Origin of the sequence: Pseudarthrobacter sp. NPDC058196, assembly GCF_042882685.1 — a bacterium.
Classification (GTDB): domain Bacteria; phylum Actinomycetota; class Actinomycetes; order Actinomycetales; family Micrococcaceae; genus Arthrobacter.
The window spans coordinates 133,908-156,970 of sequence record NZ_JBHVVN010000004.1 but is presented as its reverse complement, the minus strand read 5'-3'; the positions used below and the strand labels follow the sequence as shown (position 1 = coordinate 156,970).

General features: G+C 69.2%; 23 protein-coding genes. 9 read left to right on the top strand and 14 right to left on the bottom strand.

Annotated elements, in window-relative coordinates:
• Positions 1-348 precede the first annotated feature (348 nt).
• Positions 349-1,230 carry a helix-turn-helix transcriptional regulator gene (locus ACFVVC_RS07400; RefSeq protein ID WP_387450695.1) on the bottom strand — a complete coding sequence of 294 codons (882 nt, stop codon included), beginning with the start codon at positions 1,228-1,230 and terminating at the stop codon, positions 349-351.
• An 86-nt stretch (positions 1,231-1,316) separates the two neighbouring features.
• Between ACFVVC_RS07400 and ACFVVC_RS07395 the strand changes: the two genes are divergently transcribed.
• The 3 genes from ACFVVC_RS07395 to ACFVVC_RS07385 are packed head-to-tail and all read left to right on the top strand — an operon-like array spanning position 1,317 to position 4,166.
• Positions 1,317-2,198: an aldo/keto reductase gene (locus ACFVVC_RS07395; protein WP_387450693.1), complete on the top strand. Its 882-nt coding sequence runs from the start codon at positions 1,317-1,319 to the stop codon at positions 2,196-2,198.
• A gap of 60 nt (positions 2,199-2,258) precedes the next feature.
• A complete protein-coding gene (locus ACFVVC_RS07390; RefSeq protein WP_387450691.1) occupies positions 2,259-3,287 on the top strand; it encodes an aldo/keto reductase in 1,029 nt (342 codons plus the stop codon).
• Positions 3,288-3,335: 48 nt separating this feature from the next.
• Positions 3,336-4,166: an oxidoreductase gene (locus tag ACFVVC_RS07385; RefSeq protein WP_387450689.1), complete on the top strand. Its 831-nt coding sequence runs from the start codon at positions 3,336-3,338 to the stop codon at positions 4,164-4,166.
• Positions 4,167-4,290: 124 nt separating this feature from the next.
• Here ACFVVC_RS07385 and ACFVVC_RS07380 read toward each other — a convergent pair whose 3' ends face one another.
• Genes ACFVVC_RS07380 through ACFVVC_RS07365 form a run of 4 tightly spaced genes read right to left on the bottom strand, consistent with a single transcriptional unit; the run spans position 4,291 to position 7,117 of the window.
• Positions 4,291-5,646 (bottom strand): FAD-dependent oxidoreductase, encoded by a 1,356-nt coding sequence (locus ACFVVC_RS07380; RefSeq protein WP_387451144.1) that lies wholly within the window; start codon positions 5,644-5,646, stop codon positions 4,291-4,293.
• A 12-nt stretch (positions 5,647-5,658) separates the two neighbouring features.
• Positions 5,659-6,069: an arsenate reductase ArsC gene (locus ACFVVC_RS07375; protein WP_018761657.1), complete on the bottom strand. Its 411-nt coding sequence runs from the start codon at positions 6,067-6,069 to the stop codon at positions 5,659-5,661.
• Entirely contained in the window at positions 6,066-6,770 is a 705-nt protein-coding gene (locus ACFVVC_RS07370) for an aquaporin (protein WP_387450687.1), read from the bottom strand. The genes ACFVVC_RS07375 and ACFVVC_RS07370 overlap by 4 nt, the downstream gene beginning before the upstream one ends.
• A complete protein-coding gene (locus tag ACFVVC_RS07365) occupies positions 6,767-7,117 on the bottom strand; it encodes a metalloregulator ArsR/SmtB family transcription factor (protein ID WP_387451142.1) in 351 nt (116 codons plus the stop codon). Before ACFVVC_RS07365 ends, ACFVVC_RS07370 begins: the two co-directional genes overlap by 4 nt.
• A gap of 147 nt (positions 7,118-7,264) precedes the next feature.
• Between ACFVVC_RS07365 and map the strand changes: the two genes are divergently transcribed.
• Positions 7,265-8,038, top strand: coding sequence for a type I methionyl aminopeptidase (gene map, locus ACFVVC_RS07360; protein WP_387451139.1), 774 nt, complete (start codon positions 7,265-7,267; stop codon positions 8,036-8,038).
• 62 nt (positions 8,039-8,100) lie between these two features.
• On the opposite strand, the gene ACFVVC_RS07355 is transcribed toward map, so the two are convergent.
• Together ACFVVC_RS07355 and ACFVVC_RS07350 are read right to left on the bottom strand one after the other, a co-directional pair.
• Positions 8,101-9,036: an SGNH/GDSL hydrolase family protein gene (locus ACFVVC_RS07355; protein ID WP_387450685.1), complete on the bottom strand. Its 936-nt coding sequence runs from the start codon at positions 9,034-9,036 to the stop codon at positions 8,101-8,103.
• A 131-nt stretch (positions 9,037-9,167) separates the two neighbouring features.
• The gene (locus tag ACFVVC_RS07350) at positions 9,168-9,686 is read right to left on the bottom strand and encodes a GNAT family N-acetyltransferase (protein ID WP_387450683.1); all 519 of its coding nucleotides are present in this window, start codon (positions 9,684-9,686) and stop codon (positions 9,168-9,170) included.
• A gap of 171 nt (positions 9,687-9,857) precedes the next feature.
• Here ACFVVC_RS07350 and ACFVVC_RS07345 point away from each other — a divergent pair, with 171 nt between their 5' ends.
• Positions 9,858-10,340, top strand: a complete 483-nt coding sequence (locus tag ACFVVC_RS07345) for a hypothetical protein (protein ID WP_387450681.1) — start codon at positions 9,858-9,860, stop codon at positions 10,338-10,340.
• Here the strand turns inward: ACFVVC_RS07345 and ACFVVC_RS07340 are convergent.
• The 6 genes from ACFVVC_RS07340 to ACFVVC_RS07315 all read right to left on the bottom strand — a co-directional run bounded on the left by ACFVVC_RS07340 (position 10,309) and on the right by ACFVVC_RS07315 (position 19,327).
• Positions 10,309-12,285 carry an amino acid transporter gene (locus ACFVVC_RS07340; protein WP_387450679.1) on the bottom strand — a complete coding sequence of 659 codons (1,977 nt, stop codon included), beginning with the start codon at positions 12,283-12,285 and terminating at the stop codon, positions 10,309-10,311. The two genes, ACFVVC_RS07345 and ACFVVC_RS07340, sit on opposite strands and share 32 nt — an antisense overlap.
• 142 nt (positions 12,286-12,427) lie before the next feature.
• Positions 12,428-13,111, bottom strand: a complete 684-nt coding sequence (locus ACFVVC_RS07335) for a response regulator (protein WP_387450677.1) — start codon at positions 13,109-13,111, stop codon at positions 12,428-12,430.
• Positions 13,108-15,678: a DUF4118 domain-containing protein gene (locus tag ACFVVC_RS07330; RefSeq protein WP_387450675.1), complete on the bottom strand. Its 2,571-nt coding sequence runs from the start codon at positions 15,676-15,678 to the stop codon at positions 13,108-13,110. Before ACFVVC_RS07330 ends, ACFVVC_RS07335 begins: the two co-directional genes overlap by 4 nt.
• A gap of 69 nt (positions 15,679-15,747) precedes the next feature.
• A complete protein-coding gene (locus ACFVVC_RS07325) occupies positions 15,748-16,188 on the bottom strand; it encodes a hypothetical protein (protein WP_387450673.1) in 441 nt (146 codons plus the stop codon).
• Between the two features lie 74 nt (positions 16,189-16,262).
• Entirely contained in the window at positions 16,263-17,420 is a 1,158-nt protein-coding gene (locus tag ACFVVC_RS07320) for an ROK family protein (RefSeq protein ID WP_387450671.1), read from the bottom strand.
• Entirely contained in the window at positions 17,417-19,327 is a 1,911-nt protein-coding gene (locus ACFVVC_RS07315) for a hypothetical protein (protein WP_387450669.1), read from the bottom strand. The genes ACFVVC_RS07320 and ACFVVC_RS07315 overlap by 4 nt, the downstream gene beginning before the upstream one ends.
• 146 nt (positions 19,328-19,473) lie before the next feature.
• Between ACFVVC_RS07315 and ACFVVC_RS07310 the strand changes: the two genes are divergently transcribed.
• The 4 genes from ACFVVC_RS07310 to ACFVVC_RS07295 all read left to right on the top strand — a co-directional run bounded on the left by ACFVVC_RS07310 (position 19,474) and on the right by ACFVVC_RS07295 (position 22,364).
• Positions 19,474-20,220: an ABC transporter permease gene (locus ACFVVC_RS07310; protein ID WP_387450667.1), complete on the top strand. Its 747-nt coding sequence runs from the start codon at positions 19,474-19,476 to the stop codon at positions 20,218-20,220.
• Between the two features lie 112 nt (positions 20,221-20,332).
• Positions 20,333-20,920 carry a hypothetical protein gene (locus ACFVVC_RS07305; protein ID WP_387450665.1) on the top strand — a complete coding sequence of 196 codons (588 nt, stop codon included), beginning with the start codon at positions 20,333-20,335 and terminating at the stop codon, positions 20,918-20,920.
• Positions 20,921-21,060: 140 nt separating this feature from the next.
• On the top strand, positions 21,061-21,804 hold the full coding sequence (locus ACFVVC_RS07300) for a YcnI family protein (RefSeq protein WP_387450663.1): 744 nt from the start codon (positions 21,061-21,063) through the stop codon (positions 21,802-21,804).
• 14 nt (positions 21,805-21,818) lie between these two features.
• On the top strand, positions 21,819-22,364 hold the full coding sequence (locus tag ACFVVC_RS07295; RefSeq protein ID WP_387451136.1) for a copper resistance protein CopC: 546 nt from the start codon (positions 21,819-21,821) through the stop codon (positions 22,362-22,364).
• Between the two features lie 114 nt (positions 22,365-22,478).
• On the opposite strand, the gene ACFVVC_RS07290 is transcribed toward ACFVVC_RS07295, so the two are convergent.
• Entirely contained in the window at positions 22,479-23,024 is a 546-nt protein-coding gene (locus tag ACFVVC_RS07290; RefSeq protein ID WP_387450661.1) for a YceI family protein, read from the bottom strand.
• Between the last annotated feature and the right edge of the window lie 39 nt (positions 23,025-23,063).

The window sequence follows — 23,063 nt, the reverse complement described above, 5'->3', positions numbered from 1 at the left end:
TCCGACAGGATGCCCGTGCGAACAGTGATCCTGCCCCGGCAGGATCTCATGGCCTTGGATGCAAGTTCTCTCCGGCGCGAGTGGCCTGTCATGGTAGCTGAGGAAGATGCTGCTGTAGGCACCCTCGACACCCTCGTCCTCCCGCCTCAGCCACTCTCCCAGATGGAGCCTGTGATGATCCCCGGGTTGCTCCGGCTTCGTCGATTCATCTGTCTGATGCTTGAAAGGATTCTTCGTCACGGCAATCGCGACCTTAGTAACGTCTCTGTTCGGTGCAGAGAGGAAACGGTGAAATCATCATAGGAGCCCCAAGTTCCTGCGGCAATTGGCTGCGGAACCAGCGGAGCGTCAGTTGGTTTCCTTGACGGGTGCCGGGGCCGGTTCCTGCTGCGTGGCGGCCCAGCTGGCCAAAACTTTGAGGGCATCCTCCGACGGCGAGCCCGGTTCGGCCGTGTAGATGTTGATCCGGAGCCCGGGATCGGCGGGGAGCTCCAGGGCCTCGTAGGTCAAGTCCAGGTCACCCACCACGGAGTGATGGAGCCGTTTGCGGCCGGTGCGGTGGTACTTCACGTCGTGCCGGGCCCAGCGGACGCGGAACTCCTCGCTGCGCGTCGAGAGCTCCCCGATCAGGTCCGAAAGGTCTTTGTCGTAGGGGTTCTTTCCGGCCGTGGACCGCAGGACAGCAACAATGTCGTCCGCCGCGCGCTCCCAATCGGCGAAAAACTCCCGCGCCTTTGGGCTCAGGAACGTGAACCGCGCACTGTTGGGCGGGGTGCCGCCGTCGGTCATCATTTCCAGGTACAGCGCCCGGCCCAGCTCGTTGGCGGCCAGGACGTCGCCGCGGTCGTTGCGGACCCAGGCGGGCGCAGCGGTAATCGCATCGATGACCCGCTGCACGCTGGGCCGCACCGCCAGGGGGCTCCGCTTGCGGCGCACGCGGGGAGCTGCCGTGGACGCGCGGGCCAGATCGAACAGGTGGGCCGTCTCGGCGTCGTCCAGCTGCAAGGCACGCGCCAGTGCTTCCAAGACGCTGTCCGAGGCACCGGACAGGTTCCCCCGCTCCAGCCGGATGTAGTAGTCGATGCTCATCCCGGCGAGCATGGCCACCTCCTCCCGGCGCAGGCCCTTCACGCGCCGGTTGCCGCCGTACGCCGGCAGCCCGGCCTCCTCCGGCGTGAGCCTGGCGCGGCGGGAAGTCAGGAACTTCCGCACGTCGTCGCTGTTCGTCATGGCACCCACGCTACGCCCCTGCCCTGAGAGGAAGGAGGGACTGTCAAGCCCTCCCACAAACCCACGCGCCCACATACCGTGAAGGCATGGAACTCACACTGAACAACGGGATCACAATGCCCGCGCTGGGCCTCGGCGTCTTCCAAAGTCCCCCGGAAGAGACGACGGCGGCCGTCCAGACAGCGCTCGAGGTGGGCTACCGGCACATCGACACCGCCGCCGCCTACGGCAACGAGCGGGAAGTGGGCGAAGGCATCCGCCGCTCCGGCCTGGACCGTGGCGACGTCTTCATCGAAACGAAAGTCTGGGTCAGCGACTACGGCTACGACCAAGCACTGCACGCGTGGGACAAGGCCGTTGGCAAGCTCGGCGTCGACCAGCTGGACCTGCTCATCCTGCACCAGCCGGCCCCGGACCGGTTCGAGCAAACCATTGCCGCCTATAAGGCCCTGGAAACCCTGCTGGCGGACGGGCGGGTGCGGGCCATCGGCGTCAGCAACTTTATGCCGCACCACCTTGACCGGCTGCTGGCCGAAACGGAGGTGGTCCCCGCCGTGAACCAGGTGGAGTTGCATCCCTACTTCTCCCAGCGGAACGTCCAGGAGGCGGACGCGGAGCATGGCATCCTCACCCAGGCGTGGTCTCCGATCGGCGGTATCACGTTCTACCCCGGCTGGGGCGAGAACCGGAAGAACGTCATGCGCGACCCGGCAATTGCCGCGATCGCGCAGGCCCACGGCAAGACTCCCGCCCAGGTGATGCTGCGCTGGCACCTGCAGCAGGGCCGCTCCGCCATCCCCAAGTCCACCAACCCGGCCCGCATCGCCGAGAACTTCGATGTGTTCGGCTTCGAGCTGTCCGCGGCGGACCTGGCTGCCATTGACGCCCTGGACACCGGCGTCCGCAGCGGCCCGGACCCGGACGTGGCCCGGCCCGAGCGGTTCGCCATGGTCATCCCCGAGGCCTGAGTCCGCCGAAAGCCTGAGTCCCCGGAAAACCTGAGTCCCAGGACAGAGAGAAGGAACCCAATGGAATACCGCCCGCTTGGCCGCACCGGTGTGCAGGTCAGCCCCCTGTGCCTCGGCGCGATGATGTTCGGCCCCTGGGGCAACAACGACACCGACGATGCCACCCGCATCATCCACCGCGCCCTGGACGCCGGCATCAACTTCGTCGACACCGCCGACGTCTACTCCGGCGGCGTGTCCGAAGAAATCGTGGGCAAGGCCCTGGCAGGCCGCCGCGACGACGTCTTCCTGGCCACCAAGTTCTTCATGCCCATGGACGAAAAAGACCCCAACCGGCGCGGCGGCTCCCGCCGCTGGATCATGCGCGCCGTGGAGGACTCCCTCCGCCGCCTGGGAACCGACCACATCGACCTCTACCAGGTGCACCGGCCCAGCCCGGACACCGACGTCGAGGAAACCCTGGGCGCCCTCACCGACCTGGTCCGGCAGGGCAAGGTGCGCTACCTCGGTTCGTCGTCCTACTCCGGTTCGCAGATCGTGGAGGCGCAGTGGGCCTCCCGGGACCGGAACCTGGAACGGTTCGTCACCGAGCAGCCGCCCTACTCCATCCTGACCCGCGGCATCGAGGAGGACGTCCTTCCCACCGTGCAGCGGCATGGGATGGGGACCCTGACCTACAGCCCGCTCGCCGGAGGCTGGCTCTCCGGGCGGTGGCGGAAGGATTCGGCGTCAAGGCCCACTTCCAGTGCCCGCCCCAGCGCCCGGTTCGACATGTCCCAGCCCGCCAACCAGCGGAAGCTGGACATCGTCGAAGAGCTGGCCCAGGTGGCCGAATGGGCGGGCGTCACGCTGATCGAGCTGGCCATCGCGTTCGTCATCAACCACCCCGGCGTCACCTCTGCGATCGTGGGCCCGCGCACCATGGAGCAGCTCGAGTCCTACCTCCCGGCCGCCGACGCGAAGCTGGCGCCGGAAGTACTGGACCGCATCGACCAGCTCGTGACCCCCGGCGTGACCGTCAACCCCGACGACAACAGCTACGGCGCCCACGAACTGACAGCACAGGCACGACGCCGGCACCCGGCTTAACTGCCGCCCCACCCATCGAAAATTTCACACCCTATGAAAGGACAACCCATGGCTATGTGGCTCATCACAGGCTGCTCCACCGGACTTGGCCGGGCACTGGCGGAAGCCGTGCTCGCGTCCGGGCACAACGCCGTCGTCACCGCCCGGAACGTCGAATCCGTGCAGGACATCACCGCCGGCTTCCCGGACACCGCCCTCCCCCTCCCCCTCGACGTCACCGACAAGGCGCAGATCAGCGCCGCGGTCAACCAGGCGGAGGCGACGTTCGGCAGCATCGACGTGCTGGTCAACAACGCCGGCTACGGGTACCGCGCCGCCGTGGAGGAGGCCGACGACGCCGACATCCGCCAACTGTTCGACACCAACTTCTTCGGCGCCGTGGACATGATCAAGGCGGTGCTGCCGGGTATGCGCGCCAACAAGGGCGGGTCCATCCTGAACGTCTCCTCCATCGGTGCCCGCATCACGCCGGCCGGCTCCGGCTATTACGCGGCCACCAAGGCGGCACTGGAGGGCATGTCCGGCTCGCTCCGCAACGAACTGAAGCCGCTGGGCATCAACGTCACCGCTATCGAACCCGGCGGCTTCCGCACCGATTTCGCGGGCCGCTCGCTCACCCAGTCGGCGACCCCGATCGGGGACTACGCGGACACCGCCGGCAAGCGCCGCAAGGAAAGCGATACGAGCCACGGCAACCAGCCCGGGGATCCGGACAAGGCCGCCCGGGCGATCATCGCCGTCGTCGAATCCCCCACCCCGCCGGGCCTGCTGGTCCTGGGCACGGACGCCTTCGGCGCGTTCGGCATGGTGGCGGACGCCCAGAGGGCCGAACTGGATCAATGGCAGGAGCTGAGCACCAGCACCGACGTCACCGCCTGAGCCAACCAGCTCGCAGTTGTTGTCGTTCTGGAGCGTCAAAACGACAACAACTGCGAGCCAGTTGGGGGTTGAGGGTGCGGTCACCAGCGAACGGCCGTGTCGCCACGTGGCAATCCGGGCCCGTTTACACGCGCGCGGAGTCGCCGCTGCGGCCGTGCTCGACGCCGGTGGCGAAGCCGATCGTCACCGGCACCGGGCTGCCACAGCACGCGTCCCCGGCGGCAGCGTCGGCCGGGAGGCTGGTGGAGCAAACCCCGGTTTCCGGGAGCTCGAGTTCCACGGCGTCCGCAGCCGCGGTATCCCCTGCCAGCTCCGCCGCAAGGGACCGGACCTGCTCATAGCCGGTGGCCATGAGGAACGTGGGCGCCCGGCCGTACGATTTCATCCCGGCAAGGTAGAAGTCCTTTTCCGGCTGGGCGAGGATCCTGGCGCCGTGGGCGGGGACGGTACCGCAGCTGTGGAAGTCCGGATCGATCAGCGGGCCCAAAGCCTTGGGTGCCTCCACCGCCGGGTCCAGGTCCAGCCGGAGTTCCGACAGGATGGACAGGTCAGGGCGGAACCCGGTGGCGGGAATCACCCGGTCCACGGTCACGCTCCGGCCGTCCGCGGCGTGCACGGTAACCGTATCGCCGCGGGTTTCGAGGGATGCCGTGTGGAAGTCCGTAAGGAGCTGGACGGCTCCGGTGTCGACGGCGGTGCGTAGCCGGGTGCCCAGCTGGCCGCGGGCAGGCAGTTCGTCGGCGTTTCCGCCGCCGTAGGCGCGGGCCGGAGAGGCTCCGCGGATGGCCCACAGGACCTCGGTTCCGGGGTTGGCGCGGGCCACGCGGGCGAGGTCAAGCACCATGTTCGTGGCGGAATGTCCGGAGCCGACCACCAGGGTGCGGCGCCCGGCGAACCCGCCGGCGGTGACGTCGGGCAGCGGCCCGGTGACCAGCCCGGCGGCACGGGCCTCCGGCTCTCCCAGGGCCGGCAACCCGGAGGATCCCAGCGGCGCGGGCGTGGTCCAGGTCCCGGACGCGTCGATGACGGCGCGCGCCAGGAGTTCGGTGACCTCTCCGCCGTCGTGCCCTATCCGCAGCAGGAACGGCGCCTCGTCCCGGCCCAGGCTGCGGCCCTTGTCCATGCCCTGCCGGGTCACGGCCAGAACGCGGGCGCCGGTCCTGATCCGTCCCTTCAGTTCCGGTGTGGCGGCCAGGGGTTCCAGGTAGTCGGAGACGATCTGGGAGCCGTAGGGCAGCGCGGTGGGCCGGGGCGCGTCCCATCCGCTGCGTTCGAGCAGCCGCACCGAGGCCGGGTCCAGGTTGTATTTCCAGGTGGAGAACAACCGGATGTGGCCCCACTTCCGGATGGCCGAGCCCACTGTGGGGCCGGCTCCCAGGACAAGGGGTTCCAGCCCGCGTTCGAGCAGGTGGGCGGCCGCGGCGAGGCCCACGGGCCCGGCGCCGATCACGGCCACGGGCAGCGATTCAACGGATGCCAGGCTGCCCACCGGTCAGCCCTGCGCCGGGGTCAGGGAAGCGATCAGGGCTTCCACGCGGGTCTTGATCTCGTCGCGGATGGGCCGGACCGAGTCCACGCCCTTGCCCGCCGGATCCTCCAGGACCCAGTCCTCGTAGCGCTTGCCCGGGAAGTAGGGGCATTCGTCGCCGCAGCCCATGGTGATCACCACGTCCGAGTCCTGCACCGCTTCCGTGGTGAGGACCTTGGGGATCTCGGCGGACATGTCGATGCCAACCTCGGCCATGGCCTGGACGGCGGCCGGATTGACCTTCTCCGCAGGCTGCGACCCGGCGGAGCGGACCTCGATGGCGCCCTGGGAGAGGGTGGTCAGGTACGCGGCGGCCATCTGGGAGCGGCCGGCGTTGTGGACGCAGACGAACAGGACGGAGGGTTTGTGGCTCATGAGAGCACCTTTCGGTCGGCCGCCGGAGCGGTGGAAGCGGCGGTGAGGGAGGGGTAGAGGAAGCGGACCAGGACGAATCCGGCGGCGCCGCCGAGGATCTGCGCCAGGATGAAGGCAGGGGCCGACGACGGTGCGATGCCGGCAAAGGTGTCCGTGACCGTGCGGGCGATGGTCACCGCTGGGTTGGCGAAACTGGTGGAGCTGGTGAACCAGTACGCGGCGGTGATGTACCCGCCCACGGCGAACGCCACCCGGTCTGCCCGGCCGGACCGGACCGTTCCGAAGATGACCAGCAGCAGGCCCACCGTGGCGATGACCTCGCCCAGCCAGAGCGGGGCGCCGGTGCGCTGGTGCGTGGACCAGGTGACGGCGTCCAGCCCGAACATGAGGTTTGCGGCCACCGTGCCGGCCAGGCCGCCGAGCACCTGCCCCGCAACCAGGCCTGCCGCGGTGGGGGTGTCCACCATCCCCAGCGCCCGTTCCACCAGGGTCACCACGGGATTGAACGACGCCGACACGGGCTGCAGTGCCACGATCAGCGCCACCAGCGCGGCACCCGTGGCGAGGCTGTTCTGCAAAAGCTGCAGGCCGACGTCGTCCGGGGACAGCCTGGAGGCCATCACGCCCGAGCCCACCACCGCCATGACCAGGAACGCCGTACCGATGAACTCCGCCGCCGCCCGGCGGACCAGGACAGTCACGCGGCCTTCCCGCCGATCAGGGCTGCCAGGTTCCGCAGGGCCTCGGTGCGGGCCCGGTAGTAGACCCAGACTCCGCGCTTTTCGCGGTCCAGCAGGCCTGCCTCGTGCAGGATCTTCAGGTGGTGGCTGATGGTGGGTTGGGAGAGGTCGAAGGCATCGTTGAGGTCGCAGACGCAGGCCTCGCCGCCCTGATGCGAGGCCACCATGGACATCAGCCGGAGCCGGACGGGATCCGCCAATGCCTTCAGCAGCGGCGCGATCCCTTCGGCGTCCGACTCGGACAGCGGCTGGCGCGCCAGCGGGGCGCAGCAGGCTGCGGCCTGGACCGGGGTCAGCTCCAAGGACATAGACATACATGAATATTTACACTCATCAATGTCTTTCGCAATCGCCGCAATAATCCCGCAGGTCCGGGCCGCCCCCTTGCAGCCCGCAGCGGCAGGACAAATAGGATGGCCCCTACAGCTACCCGGCCGCAGATGAAGGGCGCCCCCATGATCGAGATCCTCAACCCCGCCGAAGTGGCCCGCGCACGCGTCACCGGCGCCCTGGTGGCTGACATCCTGCAGGCCATGAAGAGCCGCGCCACGGTGGGCACCAACCTGCTGGACATCGACCAGTGGACCAAGGAAATGATCACCGCGGCCGGGGCCGAGTCCTGCTACGTGGACTACGCGCCGTCCTTCGGGCGCGGCCCGTTCGGGCACTACATCTGCACCGGGGTCAACGATGCCGTGCTGCACGGACTCCCCCACGACTACGCCTTGGCCGACGGCGACCTGCTGACCCTTGACCTCGCCGTCGTCAAGGACGGGGTGGCAGCGGACGCCGCCATCAGCTTCGTGGTGGGCGAATCGCGGCCGGCGGAGAGCGTGGCGATGATCGAGGCCACCGAGCGGGCTCTCGCCGCCGGGATTGCCGCGGCCGGGCCGAGCGCCAAGATCGGCGACATCGCCTACGCAATCGGCCGCGTCCTCACCGATGCCGGGTACCCGATCAACACCCAGTTCGGCGGCCACGGCATCGGCTCCACCATGCACCAGGACCCGCACGTGCCCAACATGGGCCGTCCCGGCCGCGGCTTCAAGCTGCGGCCCGGACTGCTGCTGGCGCTGGAGCCGTGGATCATGGCGGACACGGCGGAACTGGTCACGGACGACGACGGCTGGACCCTCCGCAGCGCCACCGGCTGCCGGACGGCCCACACCGAGCACACCATCGCCATCACGGACGACGGCGCCGAGATCCTGACCCTGCCCTCGCGGTAGGAGCTATTGGTTCCCGGACGCGGTGCTGCTCCGTTCCAGGTCGTCCCCGCCCATGGGGCCGGTCAGCTCTTCACGAGCTGGGAAGGTTTGATCGAGCTGACCATGGCGGGGTAGTAGCCCTGTGAATATCCGGCGGCGGTGGGGTGGAAGTTGAACTGCGTGTACGGGCCGAGGTTGAACCAGGAGGCGGATGAACCGATTTCGTGGCCGTTGAATTTGGGGGCGACGTCCACGAACTGCGCGCCGGCGCTCCGTGCTTTACCGGCAAGGACCGCGTTAAGCTGATCCGTGCCTTGGTCGAACACCGCTGCGGCCGCTGCGGTCATGACACCGCCGCCTGCGATGACGGTGGTGGATTCCCCGGCCGTCGCAAAGAGCCGGGGGTAGCCGAGCCAGGCGATCTTGGCATTTGCCGCGAAGCCACGGATTGTTCCGACCGTTCCGGCGACATCGACATTGTTCGCGAGGGCAACTCCATAGGCTGTGGCCGCCTGGCACCCGGTGGCCTCGGCCGACGTGTCTGCCGCACACGCTCCGATGATCTGGCCGAAGTTGACGTCGTTGCCGCCGGCGGTGAGGGTCACCAGTCCCGTGGTGCTGTTGAGCGCACCATCAAGGGACGCCTTGGCCGCCTGCTGGGCGATGGTGGGAATACCCCCGGGTGGAACTCCGGCGGTGGATTTTGGATCTCCCACAAGTGCGCCCGCACACGCATAGTCGCCGGTGAGGGCCACCGATTGCAGCTGGTCGAACAGCGCCACGTCGTCAGGGCCGCCTTGCCAGCAGGCGGGGCCGCCGTACTCTGGGCTGAGGTACCCCGGATTGAGGACTGCAGTTGGCGCCAACGCCCCCCAGCCGCTTGAGAAGGAGTCCCCCAGATTGACGTAGTTGACGGGGACCTGGGCGGCGAATGCCGGCGTGGATGCCCCCGCGAGGATAAGCCCTGTAACGGCGGCGAAAGCGGCCGCACTGCGGCGGAAGGCTGCGGGGAACTGCATAATGTGCTCCGTACTGTCCTCGGGTAGGCGTGTCCAATGACGCTAGGCCTGGGCCGCACGCGCAAACAGGGTCCTTGGACCCTGTCAAAACGTGGACCGGGCGGGATCCGGATCCTGCCCCGCGGCAGGTCCTATTCGGTCCCGGCCACGGTGCTGCGGCGTTCCAGGAGCAGCGTGTCCTGCCAGTGCCCTGCCTTGGGTCCGTTGCTGATCCGGGCTATCCGCTCCCGGGTCCCCACCACCCGGAACCCAAGCCGCTGGTGCAACACCAGGCTGGCCGTGTTTTCAGGGAAGATGCTGGACTGGATGGTCCAGATGCCCGCGGCCTCGGTGGAATCGATCAGCGCCCCGAGCAGGCGCCGGCCCACGCCCCGGCCGTGCGTCTGCGGTGCCACGTAAATGGAGTGCTCCACGAGGCCCCGGTACACCTCCCGGGACGAGACACGGGACACGGCGGCCCAGCCCAGGACCCGGCCCGCGTCTTCGGCGATGAGCCGGTGCTCAGGCAACCGGCCGGCGTCGAACGCTTCCCAGGTGGGCGGTTCGCTCTCGAAGGTCGCTTCCCCCGTGGCGATGCCCGCGGCATAAATCGCGTGCACCGCGCCCCAGTCAGCGGGGCGCATGGGGCGGATGGTTACGGGATTGTGCATGGGTTCCATTATGGTGCCGCTGCCGGGCCCATCCCGGCCCCGGGCGGGTGCCGGGACGGGCCCGGGCGGGGCGTAAATAATCCGTCAATAAATGGCTCCCGCCACCCCGCCCGCGCCCGTGCAGCCCTTTGATGGAGGCATAGGCAGTACGTGGGGAGGCAGGGAGCGCAGATGCGGTGGGATGAGGCGCCGGAGGACCGCGGCAGGGTCAAGTTCGCCGCGGCGGCCGAGGCCGTGGAGGGCTACGGCGGCCGGCCCCTGAACGGCCGTGCCCTGCAGCCTGCCAGCGGCTACCTCTTCCCCGACCAGGACGGCGAGGAATGGTGGGTCATCTTCCAGCCCTGGCCGCCGTCGGGCATGCACGCCCACAAAGTCCCCGGCGACATCCTGGCCTGCAACGATTCCTACGGCGACATGGTGCACGTGATGGTGCTGGCAGCGGGCGTGTGGGAGGACGACGCCGAGGCCGCCTTCCGCGCGCACGTCCCGCTGACGCTGGCGGACGCCGCCCGGGTTGCGGCCACGGTGGCGCACGTGGCGGCACCGGGGCATCCCGGTCCCGCACCGGAGCATCCCGGTCCCGCGCCGAAGCGCAAGGACGGGACGCCGGCGGACCCTCCGGTCAGCCCACGTGGACCCACGGGCGCTGGGTGACATCCGGAACGGCCTCGCGCAGGACCTCACGGGTCACCGGCGCGATCTCGCCCTCGCCCAGGAACAGGAACCGCACCAGGTTGGTGATGGGGTTCCCCTCGGTCCAGCGGAAGTAGATGTGCGGCATCAGCCCGGTCACGTCCCTGATGTGCAGGAGCACGGAGGCGATGGTGTTGGGAACCACCGGCCCGTGGACTTCCAGGATGTGGAAGCCATGGCGGTTCACGCCGCGGACGTGGAGTTCCGTTTCGAAGTCCGAGGAGTCGTCCACGATGACTTCGAGGAACAGGGCGTCCCCCGCCAGCGGCAGGTGGCTGACCTCGATGGCCGACTCCAGCTTGTCCCGGTAGGCCTCCGCGGACAGCCGGAGCGGCTCGTGGGCGATGATCGCGATGGGCCCGTCCAGGGTGCTGGACATGAACTCCAGGGCCTGCTGGTCCAGGTGCACCCGGGTTGCGTGGAGTTCGAAGGAACGCCGGACCCTGGACAGCAGGGAGATCACGATGATGCCCAGGATGAAGATCGCCGCGATCCGGATGCCTTCGGGACGTTCGAAGATGTTGGCCACCGTGGTGTACGCGAACACCACGGAGATGGCACCGAAGCCGACGGTAAGGTTCCGCTGCCCGCGGCGGCGCACCGACAACGTCACGGCCACGGCGGCGGAGGTCATCAGCACCAGGACGCCGGTGGCGTACGCACCGCCCTGGGCATCGACGTCGGCGTTGAAGATGAAGGTGATCACAAAGCCGATCAGGGTGAAGACGAGCACCAGGGGGCGGACCGCCTTGGCCCATCCGGGAGCCATGCCGTAGCGCGGCAGGTACCGGGGAACCAGGTTCAGCAGGCCGGCCATGGCCGAGGCGCCGGCGAACCACAGGATGCCGATGGTGCTGATGTCATAGACGCTGCCGAACCCCACGCCCAGGTATTCGTGCGCCAGGAAGGCCAGGGCGCGCCCGTTCGCCTGGCCGCCGGGCTGGAATTCCTGTTCCGGGATCAGGACCACGGTGATGAAGCTGGTGGTCAGCAGGAACACGCTCATGATCACGGCGGCGGTGGTGAGCATGCGCCGGGCACCGCGGATACGGCCGGCCGGGTTTTCTTCGGTATCGTCCGCCGCGCCCCGGACCTGCGGCATCACGGCAACGCCGGTTTCGAAGCCGGACAGGCCCAGCGCCAGCTTGGGGAACACCAGGAGCGCGATGGCCACCGCCATCAGGGGATTGCCGTGGGACACCCACAGGTTGGTCCACCAGTCCCCCATGGCCGCAGGATGGGCGATCACCTGCATCAGGGTGACAACCACCACCACGGCGTTCAGGCCCAGGTAGAGGACCACCAGGACCACCGCGACGCCGATCGCCTCCTTGAATCCCCGCAGGAACACGGCCGCCAGCAGCGCGAGCAGGAAGAGCGTGACGGGGACGTTCTGGTTTTGGAGCCAGCCGGGGGCCACAGGGTTGCCGACCAGGTGCGCGGTGGCGTCGGCTGCCGAGAGGGTCATGGTGATCATGAAGTCGGTGGCGGCGAACCCGAGCAGGACCAGCACCAGGAGCTTGCCGCCCCAGCGTGGCAGCAGCCGCTCAAGCATGGCGATGGAGCCTTCACCGCGCGGGCTCTCACCGGCAACCCTGCGGTAGACCGGCAGCGCCCCCAGCAGGGTCACCGCCACCAGTACCAGGGTGGCCAGCGGGGAGATGACCCCGGCAGCCAGGGCGGCGATGGCCGGCTGGTACCCCAGGGTGGAGAAGTAGTCCACGCCCGTCAGGCACATGACCTGCCACCAGGTGTGCTTCCGCTCATGCTGCGTCGGAACGCCGCCGGGGCCCTGGTGGGTGCCCTTGCTGTCCTGCAGGCCAAACAGCAGCCAGTCCTTGAGCGCCTTCCTGCCGTGCGGGTGGAGCGCGGAAGGATCCGCCGGGGGCCTGCTTAACGTGGTCATGACTGCCTTTCCGCGCTGCCCTGTGCACCGCGATTACTGCGAAGCTAGCACCGGCAAAATTGGCTGGCGTGGGAATAGGGGTTTTCTTAATGATTCCTTTACGCGTGATGTACGACGCCGGCGGGGGCCTTTGCGGGGCGCGTCACGGTTCGAAGCGGTAGCCCATGCCGGCCTCGGTGAGCAGGTGCCGGGGACGGGCGGGGTCGGCCTCCAGTTTGCGGCGCAGCTGGCCCATGTAGACGCGGAGGTAGTGGGTTTCGTTCTCGTAGCCGGGGCCCCAGACTTTCCGGAGCATCTGCTGCTGCGTGATCAACCGTCCGGGGTTCCGGGCCAGGAGTTCCAGGATGGCCCACTCGCGGGGGGTGAGCCGGACCGGGTCTCCCGCACGGGTGACCCTCCGGTTGGCCAGGTCCACCTCGAAATCCCCCACGTCGATGGCCGGCCCGCTCTCCACCGCTTCCGGGGTTCCGCTCCGGCGGCTGGCAACCCGCAGCCGCGCCAGGAGTTCGTCCAGGCCGAACGGCTTGGTCACATAATCGTCCGCGCCGGCGTCCAGGGCCCGGACCTTGTCCACGGACCCGTGCCGGGCGGACAGCACGATGATGGGCATGCTGCTGGTCCGGCGCACCCTGGTGATGACGTCCACGCCGTTGATGTCCGGCAGCCCGAGATCCAGCACCATCACATCCGGATGGCCGCCCTCCGCGTGGTGCAGGGCGGACGTACCGTCCAGGGCCGTCAGCACCCGGTAGCCTTCCGCTTCCAGGTTGACCTGGAGGGCGCGCAGGAGCTGGGGTTCGTCATCGACGATCAGGATGGTCCTCATGGCGTGCTCCCGGCCGGGCGGCGGCGGTCCGGGGTGGCGGCCCCGGCGGAGAGCGGAAGCCTGATGATCATGGTCAGTCCGCCGCCGGGGGTCGGTTCGGCCACCAGCCGGCCGCCCATGGCTTCGGTGAAGCCCTTGGCTACGGCCAGGCCGAGCCCGATGCCGAGCCCTTCCGGGGCGTCGTCAAGCCGCTGGAACGGCTGGAACATCGCGGCGGCCGCGGCAGCGGGCACACCCTGCCCGTGATCGACGATGCGCAGCTCGCCGAAGCCGCCGCCGTCGTCGCCCGCCCTCAGGGTCCCGGCCGAAACGCCCACGATCACCACGTCCGAATCCGGCGCGTACTTGAGCGCGTTCTCCACGATGTTGGCGATCACCCGTTCCAGCATGCCCAGGTCGGCGTCCACAGCTTGCATGGAGGGGGCGAGGTCAACCCGGATCCGGCCTGCCGGGAGTCCGCGGAGTGCGTCCTCGATCGCATCGCGCCAGGAGACCGGCGCTGTCAGCGGGGCCGCCGAGCCGCTGGAAATGCGGGACATGTCCAGGAGGTTCGAGATCAGGGCGTCCAGTCGCTCGGTATAGGACTCGATCGTGGCGAGCATCTCGGCCTGCACCTCCTCCGGCAGCCTGCGGCTTTGGCGGCGCAGGGCGGTGACGGCGAGCTTGATCCCGGCCAGCGGGGTGCGCAGGTCGTGGCTGACGGCCCGCAGGATGGACGTGCGCACGCTGTTGCCCTCCGCCAGTTTGGTGGTGCTTTGCAGCCTGCGCTGCAGGGCCTGGCGCTGGCGCAGCAGCAGGAGGTGGGCGCCGTGGGCGGCGAGGAGGAGCCGGTCGCCGGCGGTCAAGGTCCGCCCGGAGAGGACCAGCGCCGTCCGGTCGTCAGCCAGTTCCACGCTGTCCGTCAAGGCCGCGGCGTCCGGAGCGGGCGGCGGCGCGGCACCCGAGAAGGCCTGGAGTTCCCACCCCCCGCTGCCGTCACCGGCAGCGGTGAACAGCCCGGCCTGCCGGACCTGGAAGGTTTCCCGGACCTTGTCCATGAACGCGGCCACGGTGTCATCGGCAAGCAAGGCGTCGCGGGCCAGGTCCGCCAGGGTGGCTGCCTCGGCGCGGGCCCGGGCGGCCTCCCGGGCCCGCCGGGCAGAGAGGCCAACCACCAGGGAGACCGCCACGGCCGCCGCCAGGAACACCACCAGTGCGAACACGTTTTGCGGGTCCCTGATGGTGAACGTTCCCACCGGGTCTGTTTCGAAGAAGTTCAGCAGCAGCGAATCCAGGACCGCCGCGAGCACCGCCGGCCACAGCCCGCCAATGAAGGCCACCGCCATCACCCCGGTCAGGTGCACCAGTGCGTGGGTGGCGAGGTTCAGGTCCGGGCTGGCGGCCAGGGCAGCGGTCAGCACGACCGGAAGGATGACGGCGAGGACAAACCCCACGGTGGTCCGCGTCCGGCCCAGTGCTGCGGTCGCGGGCCTGGGCAGGCCGGCGCCGCCCTGCGGCCGGGACACGATGTGTACGTCGATATCGCCGGAGCCCCGCACCACTTTGGCGCCGGCTCCGGCGCCAAGCAGCCGGCTCCACAGCCCGCCGGTCGAGGCGCCGATGACGATCTGCGTGGCATTGACGCTGCGGGCGAACTCCAGGAGCGATTCGGCCGCGTCCTCCCCCGAGACCGTGTGCCAGGTTCCGCCGAGGTCCGTGACCAGGCGCTGCTGGGCGTCCAGTGCGTGGCCGGACTCGGCGGTGCTGCCGTCCCCCCGCCGCACGTGCACGGCCAGCAGGTCGCCGCCGTGGACCCTGGACAGGATCCGGGACGCACGCCGGATGAGCAGTTCCCCGTCCGGGCCGCCGTCCAGGCCCACCACCACCCGTTCGCGTGCGGGCCAGGTAGCCGTGATGCCCTGGCTCTTCCGGTAGGTCGCCAACCCTTCGTCCACGCGGTCGGCCAGCCAGATCAGGGCGATTTCGCGCAATGCGATCAGGTTGCCCAGGCGGAATTCGTTGGCCAGGGCCGCATCGATGGCGTCCTTGGGGAACACCTTTCCGTCGGCGACTCGCTGGCGCAGCAGCTCCGGCGGAATGTCCACCAGCTCGATGTGCTCTGCCCGCCGCACCACGGCGTCCGGCACCGTTTCACCGCCGGGCTGGTCCATGATGGCGGCGACGGCGTCCCGCAGCGACGCCACGTGCTGGACGGTCAGGGTGGTCAGCACGTCCGTCCCGGCCGCCAGGAGTTCCTCGATGTCCTGCCAGCGGCGCCCGTTCCGGCTTCCCGGGGCGTTGACGTGCGCATAGTCGTCGACGACGGCCACCTCCGGGTGCCGGGCCAGCACTGCCGCCACGTCCAACTCTGCTGCCACTGTTCCGTCGGGGCCGGGCACCGGGCGCGGGGCAACGGCGTCGAGCCCGTCAAGGAGCAGCGCGGTATCGGTCCTGCCGTGGTCCGCGGCGATGCCGACGGCCACCTCCCGGCCGCACGCCGCCAGGCGGTGCGCCTCGCGCAGCATGGAGTATGTTGTGCCGGCTCCCGCTGCCGCGCCCAGGAAGATGCGAAGCGTTCCCCGTGCCATATCCACAGTCTTATCCCCTCCGGCCACCCGGACCAACTCCCCGGGCAGCCGGCCGCCCTCAGGTACAGGCTATTCCACCCAGCGGAGCAGCCACACGGTCGTGGCGGGCGGCAGGTATCCATCCTGGAGGGTGCCGCTGCTGATCACGATGATCCCCTCGGGCACCGGCACGGGCCACCGCCCGAAGTTGGCAACGCAGTGCCACCCGTACGGCCGGCTGAAATGCAGCAGCGCGTCGTCCCGGGAGTCCTCCCAGTAGACGTAGTCGAAGGACTCCAGTTCGGTCCGCCACGCAGAGGCCGCGCGCAGGAAGTCCCTCCGGCCGCCGTCGGCACCGGGACCTGCAAGGCACGTGTCTACGGGATCCGCGTGGTCCTGGTCCGCGGCGTCCGCGTCCTCAGGGCAGGGCAGCGCCAGGTTGAGGAGCAGGACGGCCCGGATCCATTGTTCCGCCTGGCTGCGGTCCCGGGGAGGCTGCCGGAGGGCGGCCCGCACGTTCAGTGACGGCAATCTTTGCTCGATTCTGTAGGAAAACCGCGCGCCACAGTATTGCCGGAGCACGCCAGGGGGAGTCTTGCGGTGGTTCAGCGCAGCGACCGCTGGATGGCCAGGCAGGCTGCGCCCTTGCCCCAGAGGTCGGCGTCGGCGGCCGCCACCTTGAGCCGGGGCAGGAAGTCGCCCCCCTCGAGCGCATACTCCCGCAAGGACGCCGCCAACCGTTCAGCCAGCAGGTCGTAGGCGGCGGAACCTTCCCCGGTGATGACCACCAGTTCGGGGGCGGCAAGGTTGCACACCACCGCCAGGCCCCGCCCGATCCAGCCGCCCGCGGCGTCGAAGGCCGCCCGGGCGGCGGCCGCCCGCCCGCCCTTGCCGTCCCGGGCCAGCTGCATCGCTGTGCCTACATCGGCGGTGCCGGCGGCGCTGGCAATCGCTGCGTCCCCGGCGAGCGCTTCCAGGCAGCCCCGCCGGCCGCAGCTGCACAGCGGGCCGTCCGGAACCAGCGGGATGTGGCCCAGTTCCCCGGCGGCTCCCTGGGCTCCGCCATACACCTTTCCGTCGAACACGAGCCCCAGGCCGATGCCGGGCCCCAGGGTGACCACCGCGAAGTTGCGGGCGTTCCTGCCGTCGCCGAACAGGTGCTCGGCGACAGCCAGGGCGTTGACGTCGTTGTGGACGGTGACGGGCAGCGCGATCTGTTCCGCCAGGGGTGTTGCAACGTCCACCCCGCGCCAGGCAAGGAGCGGGGAAAAGCGGCACATCCCGGCGTCGGGATCCACGTGTCCGCTGACCGCCACCCCCACGCCCAGGGCTTTTTCCCTGGCACCGGGCACGGAGTCGAGCAGCCGGTCCACCAGTGCGGCCACTGCCCGGAAGGTGTCCGCCGGCGCCAAGGGAACGTCCGCTTCCTCGCCCCGGGCCAGCACGTTCGCGCCGAGGTCCGTGACAACGCCGGAGATGACCTTGGGACCGATCTTGATGCCCACGGCGGTGTGCTTGGTGGCCACGACCTCGATCAGGCGCTCGGGCCGGCCGCGGCCGTTGGGAGTGGTGGGGGCCTCCACGACGTACCCCTGGTCCACCAGCGGCCGGAGTGTCCGGGCGATGGTGGACGGGTCCAGGGATGTCTGCCTGGCAAGCTCAACCCGGGAGATCGGCGCGTGCCGCAGCACCAGGGAAAACAGTCCTGCCCGGTGCGGATCCCTGAGGGCGGGAACCCCGAAGGCCTGCGTCGGTGTGCTCACATGTCCAACTCTATCCAGTTCAGGTTGATGGCTCCCTTGTCTGTGGCGCCCCTGCCGATGGTGACCAGGTTCAGGCCGGCGTCGAGCGTGACGGTGCCCTCGGCCACGCCCCAGGTGTCCCAGGTGGCCAGGCCCGGGAAGCTGACGTGGACGGGACCGTCCACGGTGGAACGGTCCGCCTTTTCGGCGGTGACGGTCATGGTGCTGGCATCGCCGGTGGCGTTGGCATACCGGTAGCGGATGGCATAGCTGCCGCGGTGCGGCACCTGGACCGCGAACGTGACCAGCGGGTCCGCGCTCCCGGAGCCGGCCTGGAGTCCGTCCACGAAGCCGTTGCCGTCGTACCCCGGGTGGTTGTTGTTGAAGCCGGCACCGCCTCCCCAGGTTGCGAAGGCTGCGGGGTACCGGGTGGTGCCGTGCATCTTCGGCGGGGTGACGCGGAAGATGGCTGAGGCATGCGGGGCCAGCGCGGCCGTGGCCCGGGAGTCCATGCCCAGGTTCCTGTGCTGCCAGAGGTCCCGGACGTTGGCCCCGGTTGCCAGGCCGAGGTCCTTGGCGAAGTCGATGGTCTTGGTGACGGTTTCGGTGTCGCTGCGGTTGAACAGGGCAACGCCCCACGAACCGTCCGGGAGCTGCCCGGCCCAGCGTTCGGTGTCGCGGGAGCCCGGGTCCTTGGAGAACGGGGTGGCGGACCGGTAGAGGGGCTTGCCTACCAGGCCGTCGGCATTGAGCTGGAGCACTTCCTTGTTGGTGTACACCCAGGCGTTGTTGCCGATCTGCTGGTACGTGTCAGCGATGGCCAGGGGCGATCCGGCCGCGACCATCAGGTTCATCATGGTCTTGCGTTCCTCGTCGCTGGCAAAGGTACTGGCCCGCATGAAGTCGCCGTCCAGGATCAGCTGGCCCCTGCCGCTGCGGTGGGACCAGCCGGTGAACCCGCAGAACGGGTTGGCCCAGTTGGGCCACGCGTCCTGCCAGTTCTGGCGCATCCCGCTCAACCGGTCCCAGCCGCCCTTGTCGGCGTCGGCATTGATCCGCACCAGGTCGCCGTTGGCCAGTTCCGCGGAACCGTCCTGGAACATGTGCGGCATGACGAGCGAAACTTCCATGTCGTCGCCGGCGGCCTCGTTGATCCAGGACAGGGCGAGTTCGTAGTTGGCCCGTCCGTGCGGGGCGTTGACCTGCCCGATGTTCGCGTCCCTTCCGTCCTCGTACCAGGAGAGGAAATCGATCCGCAGGTAGGGAACGCCGAGGTCCTTGAAGTACCGCACGTAGCCCTGGACGTATTCCTTGGCGCCGGTTTTGGTGGCGTCCAGCCAGTACAGCTGGTTCCCGCCGATGTCCCGGGCGAAGAAGTCCCCGGGTGCCACCAGGTCCGCGATCCTGACGTCGGGCCGGCCCAGGACGGTCTTGGAGGTGTCTTCGACGGCGGCCCGGTGCACCCAGAGCGGGTTGTAGTAGACACCCAGCTTCATCTTCCGCGCGGCCAGGTACTTGGCCCAGTACGCCCAGTCGTGCTGCCAGGAGTCGTTGTAGCTGGTGATGTAGCCGTTGCCGGTGGTGCGGCTGGAGCCTTCGATCCAGCCGTCGGTGCAGGCGATGTCGTAACCGAACTCGGCGAAGTTCCCGGCCAGCCAGTCGATGTTGGCCTTCCACTCGTTTTCCGGGATGGGGGCGTTGTGCGGGAACGAGTAGCCGTAGATGTTCCAGTACCGGGGGCCGGCACCGCTCCGGGTGAAGACGCTGTTCCGGCTTGCCAGGCGCAGGGGCGGCGCAGCCGTGACGGGGACGCCCGGGCGGGCGGTGACGGCGGTGGAGGCCTGGGCGGAGCTTGCCATGCCCAGGGCGTAGGCGAGGGTGGCGGCGCTGCCGGTGGTGAGCAGTGTGCGGCGGGACAGGTTCATCATCGATCAGTCCTTTGGGAGGGAGGTCGGGGCACACAAAAGTATTCACGGGCTATATTCGTGCGTCAAGCATTTAATTAATGGCGACGCCGGGACGGCACTTCGGGCGGGCATGCAACAGGAGCCCAAGAGGTCAGTAAGCTGGGCAGATGCCCGACCTTGCCGCACTGGCCCCCACCCTCGCGGCCATCGCCATCCTGGCGGCGCTCACGGTGGGCATCCTCTGGGGCTCGCGGACGCCGTCGTACCTCTCCCCCGCCCTGGCCATCCTCCGCGGCGTGCTGCAACTGGCGGCCATCAGCCTTGTCCTGGGCAGCGTTATCACCAGCCCGGTGTGGGTGGGCCTGGCCCTGCTGGTCATGTTCTCCGTGGCGTCCGTGACGGCTACGCGGCGGCTCACCTGGTCCTGGCCGCGGTTTGCGGTGGTGGCCGCAACCATGGCGGCCGGCATCCTGGTGACGGTGGCAATCGTCTTCGGCACGGGTGCCATCGAATTTTCGCCGCGCTATGCGCTGGCCGTGGGCGGGATCGTGATCGGCAACTCCATGACCATCGCCACGCTGGCCGGCCGCCGCTTCGTCGAGGCCGTCCTGGAGCAGTGGGACCAGGTTGAGGGCTGGCTGGCGCTGGGCGCGACGCCCCGCCAAGCCACCCTCATTCAGGCCCGGCAGGCAGTGCATTCGGCACTGATCCCCTCCACCGACCAAACCAAGACCACCGGCCTGGTCACGCTTCCCGGGGCTTTCGTGGGCGCCATCTTTGGCGGCGCCTCGCCCCTGGAAGCCGGGCGGTTCCAGGTAGTGGTGCTGGCGTCCATCATGGCGGCCGGGTCCATTACCGCCGTCGCGTTGATCCGTTCGCTGGGCAACGTCACAGAGCGGCCCCACCCTCTGTAGGGCCGGAGCGCAGTCACGGGCTCCGGCGGCGTGGGGCGCGGATTACGCGCCAGGGTGCGGCTTTCCCTAAAGTGGTACCGGGTCAACAGCGGAAGAAGGGATGGCGATTGGCATGAGCGCGCCGTTCCGCTTTCCCCGCGCCTTCGCATTCACGGTGGCACTGTTCGCCCTCGCTGCCGGAGCCCACGTGCTGGCCCGTGGCGTGATGCCCCAGCCGGGCATCGTCGCCGGCCTCTTTGCCCTGGTCCTGCTGCCGGTCATGGTGCTCGCCAGGATCCGGGTCAACCCGCCCGTGATGGCCGGTTTGCTCATCGGCGGCCAACTGCTCCTCCACGAGGCCTTCAGCACCTTGTCGGCGTCATCCGGCTTCACCCCGGCTCCGGGACCCCACGTCCACCCGGGTGAACCGCTTGCCGCCGCGGCATTGGCAGCGGCCCCGGAACACCTCCACGCCGCGGACCCGCTGATGCTGGTCCTGCACGCCGTGGCCACGGTGGCCACGGCCCTGGTGCTGGCCCGCGGCGAAGCGGCCGCCTGGGCCCTCGCGGCATGGCTGCGGCCGCTGATCCGCATCCTGACGGCGGTACTCCTCCCCGACTGGCCGCAGCTTCCGGCACCGCGCCGCCCTGTTGTGGTGCTGCGCGCCGCTTTCCTCCGGCTTCCCGCACTCCGCGGTCCGCCGCGCGCTGCCGCCTCCTGAGCGGCGCCTGACCACACCCAGCTGACCCGGGCCCAGGGCGTAGCCCTTGGACCGCCGCCTTTGCGCGCGCCCCCGTCAGCAATGCCCCCGCGCCCGGCCGCAGCCGCCCCGGCGCACCCGTACTTTGTGAAAGCGACATCATGAACACCTCAATCCGCCATACCGCCAAAGCCTTCGCCGCCATCACCGCAGCAGCCGGAATGCTCGCCTCAGGCGCCGCCGCCGCGTCCGCCCATGTGTCCGTGGACCCGGACGACACCGGCGCCAACGGCTACTCGCACCTGACCTTCAACGTCCCCAATGAGTCCCCCACCGCCAAGACGAACAAGCTCGAGGTCAAGCTGCCCACCGATACGCCCTTCACCTCCGTCTCGGTCAAACCGGTGGAGGGCTGGACCGCGCAGGTCATCACCGGAGAGCTGCCCCAGCCGGTTACGGTGGCCGGGGCCACGATCACCAAGGCGCCCACCTCGGTGGTCTGGACGGCGGACGAGGCCCACCAGCTGGGGCAGAACCAATACCAGGTGTTTTCGCTCTCTGTAGGCCGCCTCCCGGCCGCGGGGACCACGGTGGTGCTGGAGGCCGCCCAGGGTTACAGCGACGGGACGGTGGTGAACTGGAGCGAGCGCAGTGCTGACGGGCAGCCCGAGCCCAAGCACCCGGCCCCCTCCTTCACCACCACGGCCGGGGACGGCACCGCGGCGCACACCAGCACGGCCTCGGCTGCCGCCTCTCCCGCTCCAGCCGCCTCCGAGGGCATCGAACGCACCTCCGATACGACGTCAATCTGGGGCGTGGTCCTCGGCGCGGCAGGGTTTGTCCTGGGCGCCGCCGCCCTGGCGGTGGTGCTGGCCGGCCGCCGGTCCCGCTCCGCAGCCAAGTAGCAGGCGTCCCAGTGATGTTTGCGAGCCTGCGCAGCCGGTTCCGCCGCTGCCTGCTGGTCCTGGCCGTGGCGGCGTGTTCGGTTGTCCTGGCCGCGCCCGCGCAGGCGCACGATGTGCTCGAGTCCAGTGATCCTGCGAATGGATCAACCATGCCGGCGGTTCCCAGCCAGATTGGGCTGACCTTCGACCGCACGCCCATGGGCATCGGCTCGGTGGTCCACGTGCAGGACGGGAACGGCACGGACCAGGCCGACGGCCCCGTCACCATTGTGGACAATAACGTCACCCAGGCCGTGAAAGCCGGTGCACCCGGCGGGACGTACACCGTGGTTTGGCGGGTCGTTTCCTCCGACGGTCACCCGATCGAGGGGACCTTCACGTTCACGGCCGGGGGAAGCGCCACTGCAGCGCCGCCCGCACCTGTTGCTGCCGCGGGCTCCGGAGGCCCCCAGGCAGGCGTGATGATTGCCGGCGGGGCTGCCGCCGTCCTGGTGACCGGCCTGGCCGTTGGTGCTGCCTTGGTGCGGCGGCGGCTCCGGAGCACGGAGTCCGACGCCTGAGGATGCCGCCGGCCCTGCCAATCCGCCGGCCTGGGCAGGCACCACGACCGGCCGGGGCGGGCGCTGCGCCACACGCGCAGAGCCGCCCCGGCCGCCGTCGGGTGGATCCCCGGGTCAGGCCTGCTTCACGAGCGCGGCTTCGAGGTTGATCTTGACCTTGTCGCTGACCAGCAGGCCGCCGGCTTCCAGGGCGGCGTTCCAGGTCAGTCCGAATTGTTTGCGGCTGATCTCGGTTTCGGCCGAGAAACCCGCACGCGTGGCGCCGAACGGATCCACGGCAACACCGGTGAACTCAACCTCGAGCTCCACGGGCCTGGTGACGCCCTTGATGGTCAGGTCACCGGTCAGGGTGTAGTCCTCCCCGTCGCCTTGAATGGCAGTGCCGCGGAATGTCATTTCAGGAAACTTCTCGACGTCGAAGAAGTCCTCACCACGCACGTGCGCATCACGGTTGGCATCTCCGGAGTCGAAGCTGGCCGTGGCCACGGTGGCGTGCAGCGTGGAGTCCGCCAGGGATTCGCCCACCCGGGCCTCAGCCTGGGCATTGGTGAAACGGCCACGGACTTTGCTGATTCCGGCATGCCGGACGCTGAAGCCAATCTCGCTGTGCGACATGTCCAGGGTCCAGGTTCCAGGGGTGAGTTGCTGGGGAAGGGTCATGGTCATTCTCCTTGCTCGTAGGGCCGCAGGCTTCGGCGC

Excerpts from the sequence above, each read along its gene's own strand:
- ACFVVC_RS07290 (WP_387450661.1), bottom strand. The coding sequence starts at position 23,024 with ATGACCCTTCCCCAGCAACTCACCCCTGGAACCTGGACCCTGGACATG.
- ACFVVC_RS07390 (WP_387450691.1), top strand. The coding sequence starts at position 2,259 with ATGGAATACCGCCCGCTTGGCCGCACCGGTGTGCAGGTCAGCCCCCTG.
- ACFVVC_RS07305 (WP_387450665.1), top strand. The coding sequence starts at position 20,333 with ATGAGCGCGCCGTTCCGCTTTCCCCGCGCCTTCGCATTCACGGTGGCA.
- ACFVVC_RS07350 (WP_387450683.1), bottom strand. The coding sequence starts at position 9,686 with ATGCACAATCCCGTAACCATCCGCCCCATGCGCCCCGCTGACTGGGGC.
- ACFVVC_RS07335 (WP_387450677.1), bottom strand. The coding sequence starts at position 13,111 with ATGAGGACCATCCTGATCGTCGATGACGAACCCCAGCTCCTGCGCGCC.
- ACFVVC_RS07340 (WP_387450679.1), bottom strand. The coding sequence starts at position 12,285 with ATGACCACGTTAAGCAGGCCCCCGGCGGATCCTTCCGCGCTCCACCCG.
- ACFVVC_RS07310 (WP_387450667.1), top strand. The coding sequence starts at position 19,474 with ATGCCCGACCTTGCCGCACTGGCCCCCACCCTCGCGGCCATCGCCATC.
- ACFVVC_RS07315 (WP_387450669.1), bottom strand. The coding sequence starts at position 19,327 with ATGATGAACCTGTCCCGCCGCACACTGCTCACCACCGGCAGCGCCGCC.
- ACFVVC_RS07365 (WP_387451142.1), bottom strand. The coding sequence starts at position 7,117 with ATGTCCTTGGAGCTGACCCCGGTCCAGGCCGCAGCCTGCTGCGCCCCG.
- ACFVVC_RS07385 (WP_387450689.1), top strand. The coding sequence starts at position 3,336 with ATGGCTATGTGGCTCATCACAGGCTGCTCCACCGGACTTGGCCGGGCA.
- ACFVVC_RS07295 (WP_387451136.1), top strand. The coding sequence starts at position 21,819 with ATGTTTGCGAGCCTGCGCAGCCGGTTCCGCCGCTGCCTGCTGGTCCTG.
- ACFVVC_RS07355 (WP_387450685.1), bottom strand. The coding sequence starts at position 9,036 with ATGCAGTTCCCCGCAGCCTTCCGCCGCAGTGCGGCCGCTTTCGCCGCC.
- ACFVVC_RS07395 (WP_387450693.1), top strand. The coding sequence starts at position 1,317 with ATGGAACTCACACTGAACAACGGGATCACAATGCCCGCGCTGGGCCTC.
- ACFVVC_RS07400 (WP_387450695.1), bottom strand. The coding sequence starts at position 1,230 with ATGACGAACAGCGACGACGTGCGGAAGTTCCTGACTTCCCGCCGCGCC.
- ACFVVC_RS07345 (WP_387450681.1), top strand. The coding sequence starts at position 9,858 with ATGCGGTGGGATGAGGCGCCGGAGGACCGCGGCAGGGTCAAGTTCGCC.
- ACFVVC_RS07300 (WP_387450663.1), top strand. The coding sequence starts at position 21,061 with ATGAACACCTCAATCCGCCATACCGCCAAAGCCTTCGCCGCCATCACC.
- ACFVVC_RS07375 (WP_018761657.1), bottom strand. The coding sequence starts at position 6,069 with ATGAGCCACAAACCCTCCGTCCTGTTCGTCTGCGTCCACAACGCCGGC.
- ACFVVC_RS07330 (WP_387450675.1), bottom strand. The coding sequence starts at position 15,678 with ATGGCACGGGGAACGCTTCGCATCTTCCTGGGCGCGGCAGCGGGAGCC.
- map (WP_387451139.1), top strand. The coding sequence starts at position 7,265 with ATGATCGAGATCCTCAACCCCGCCGAAGTGGCCCGCGCACGCGTCACC.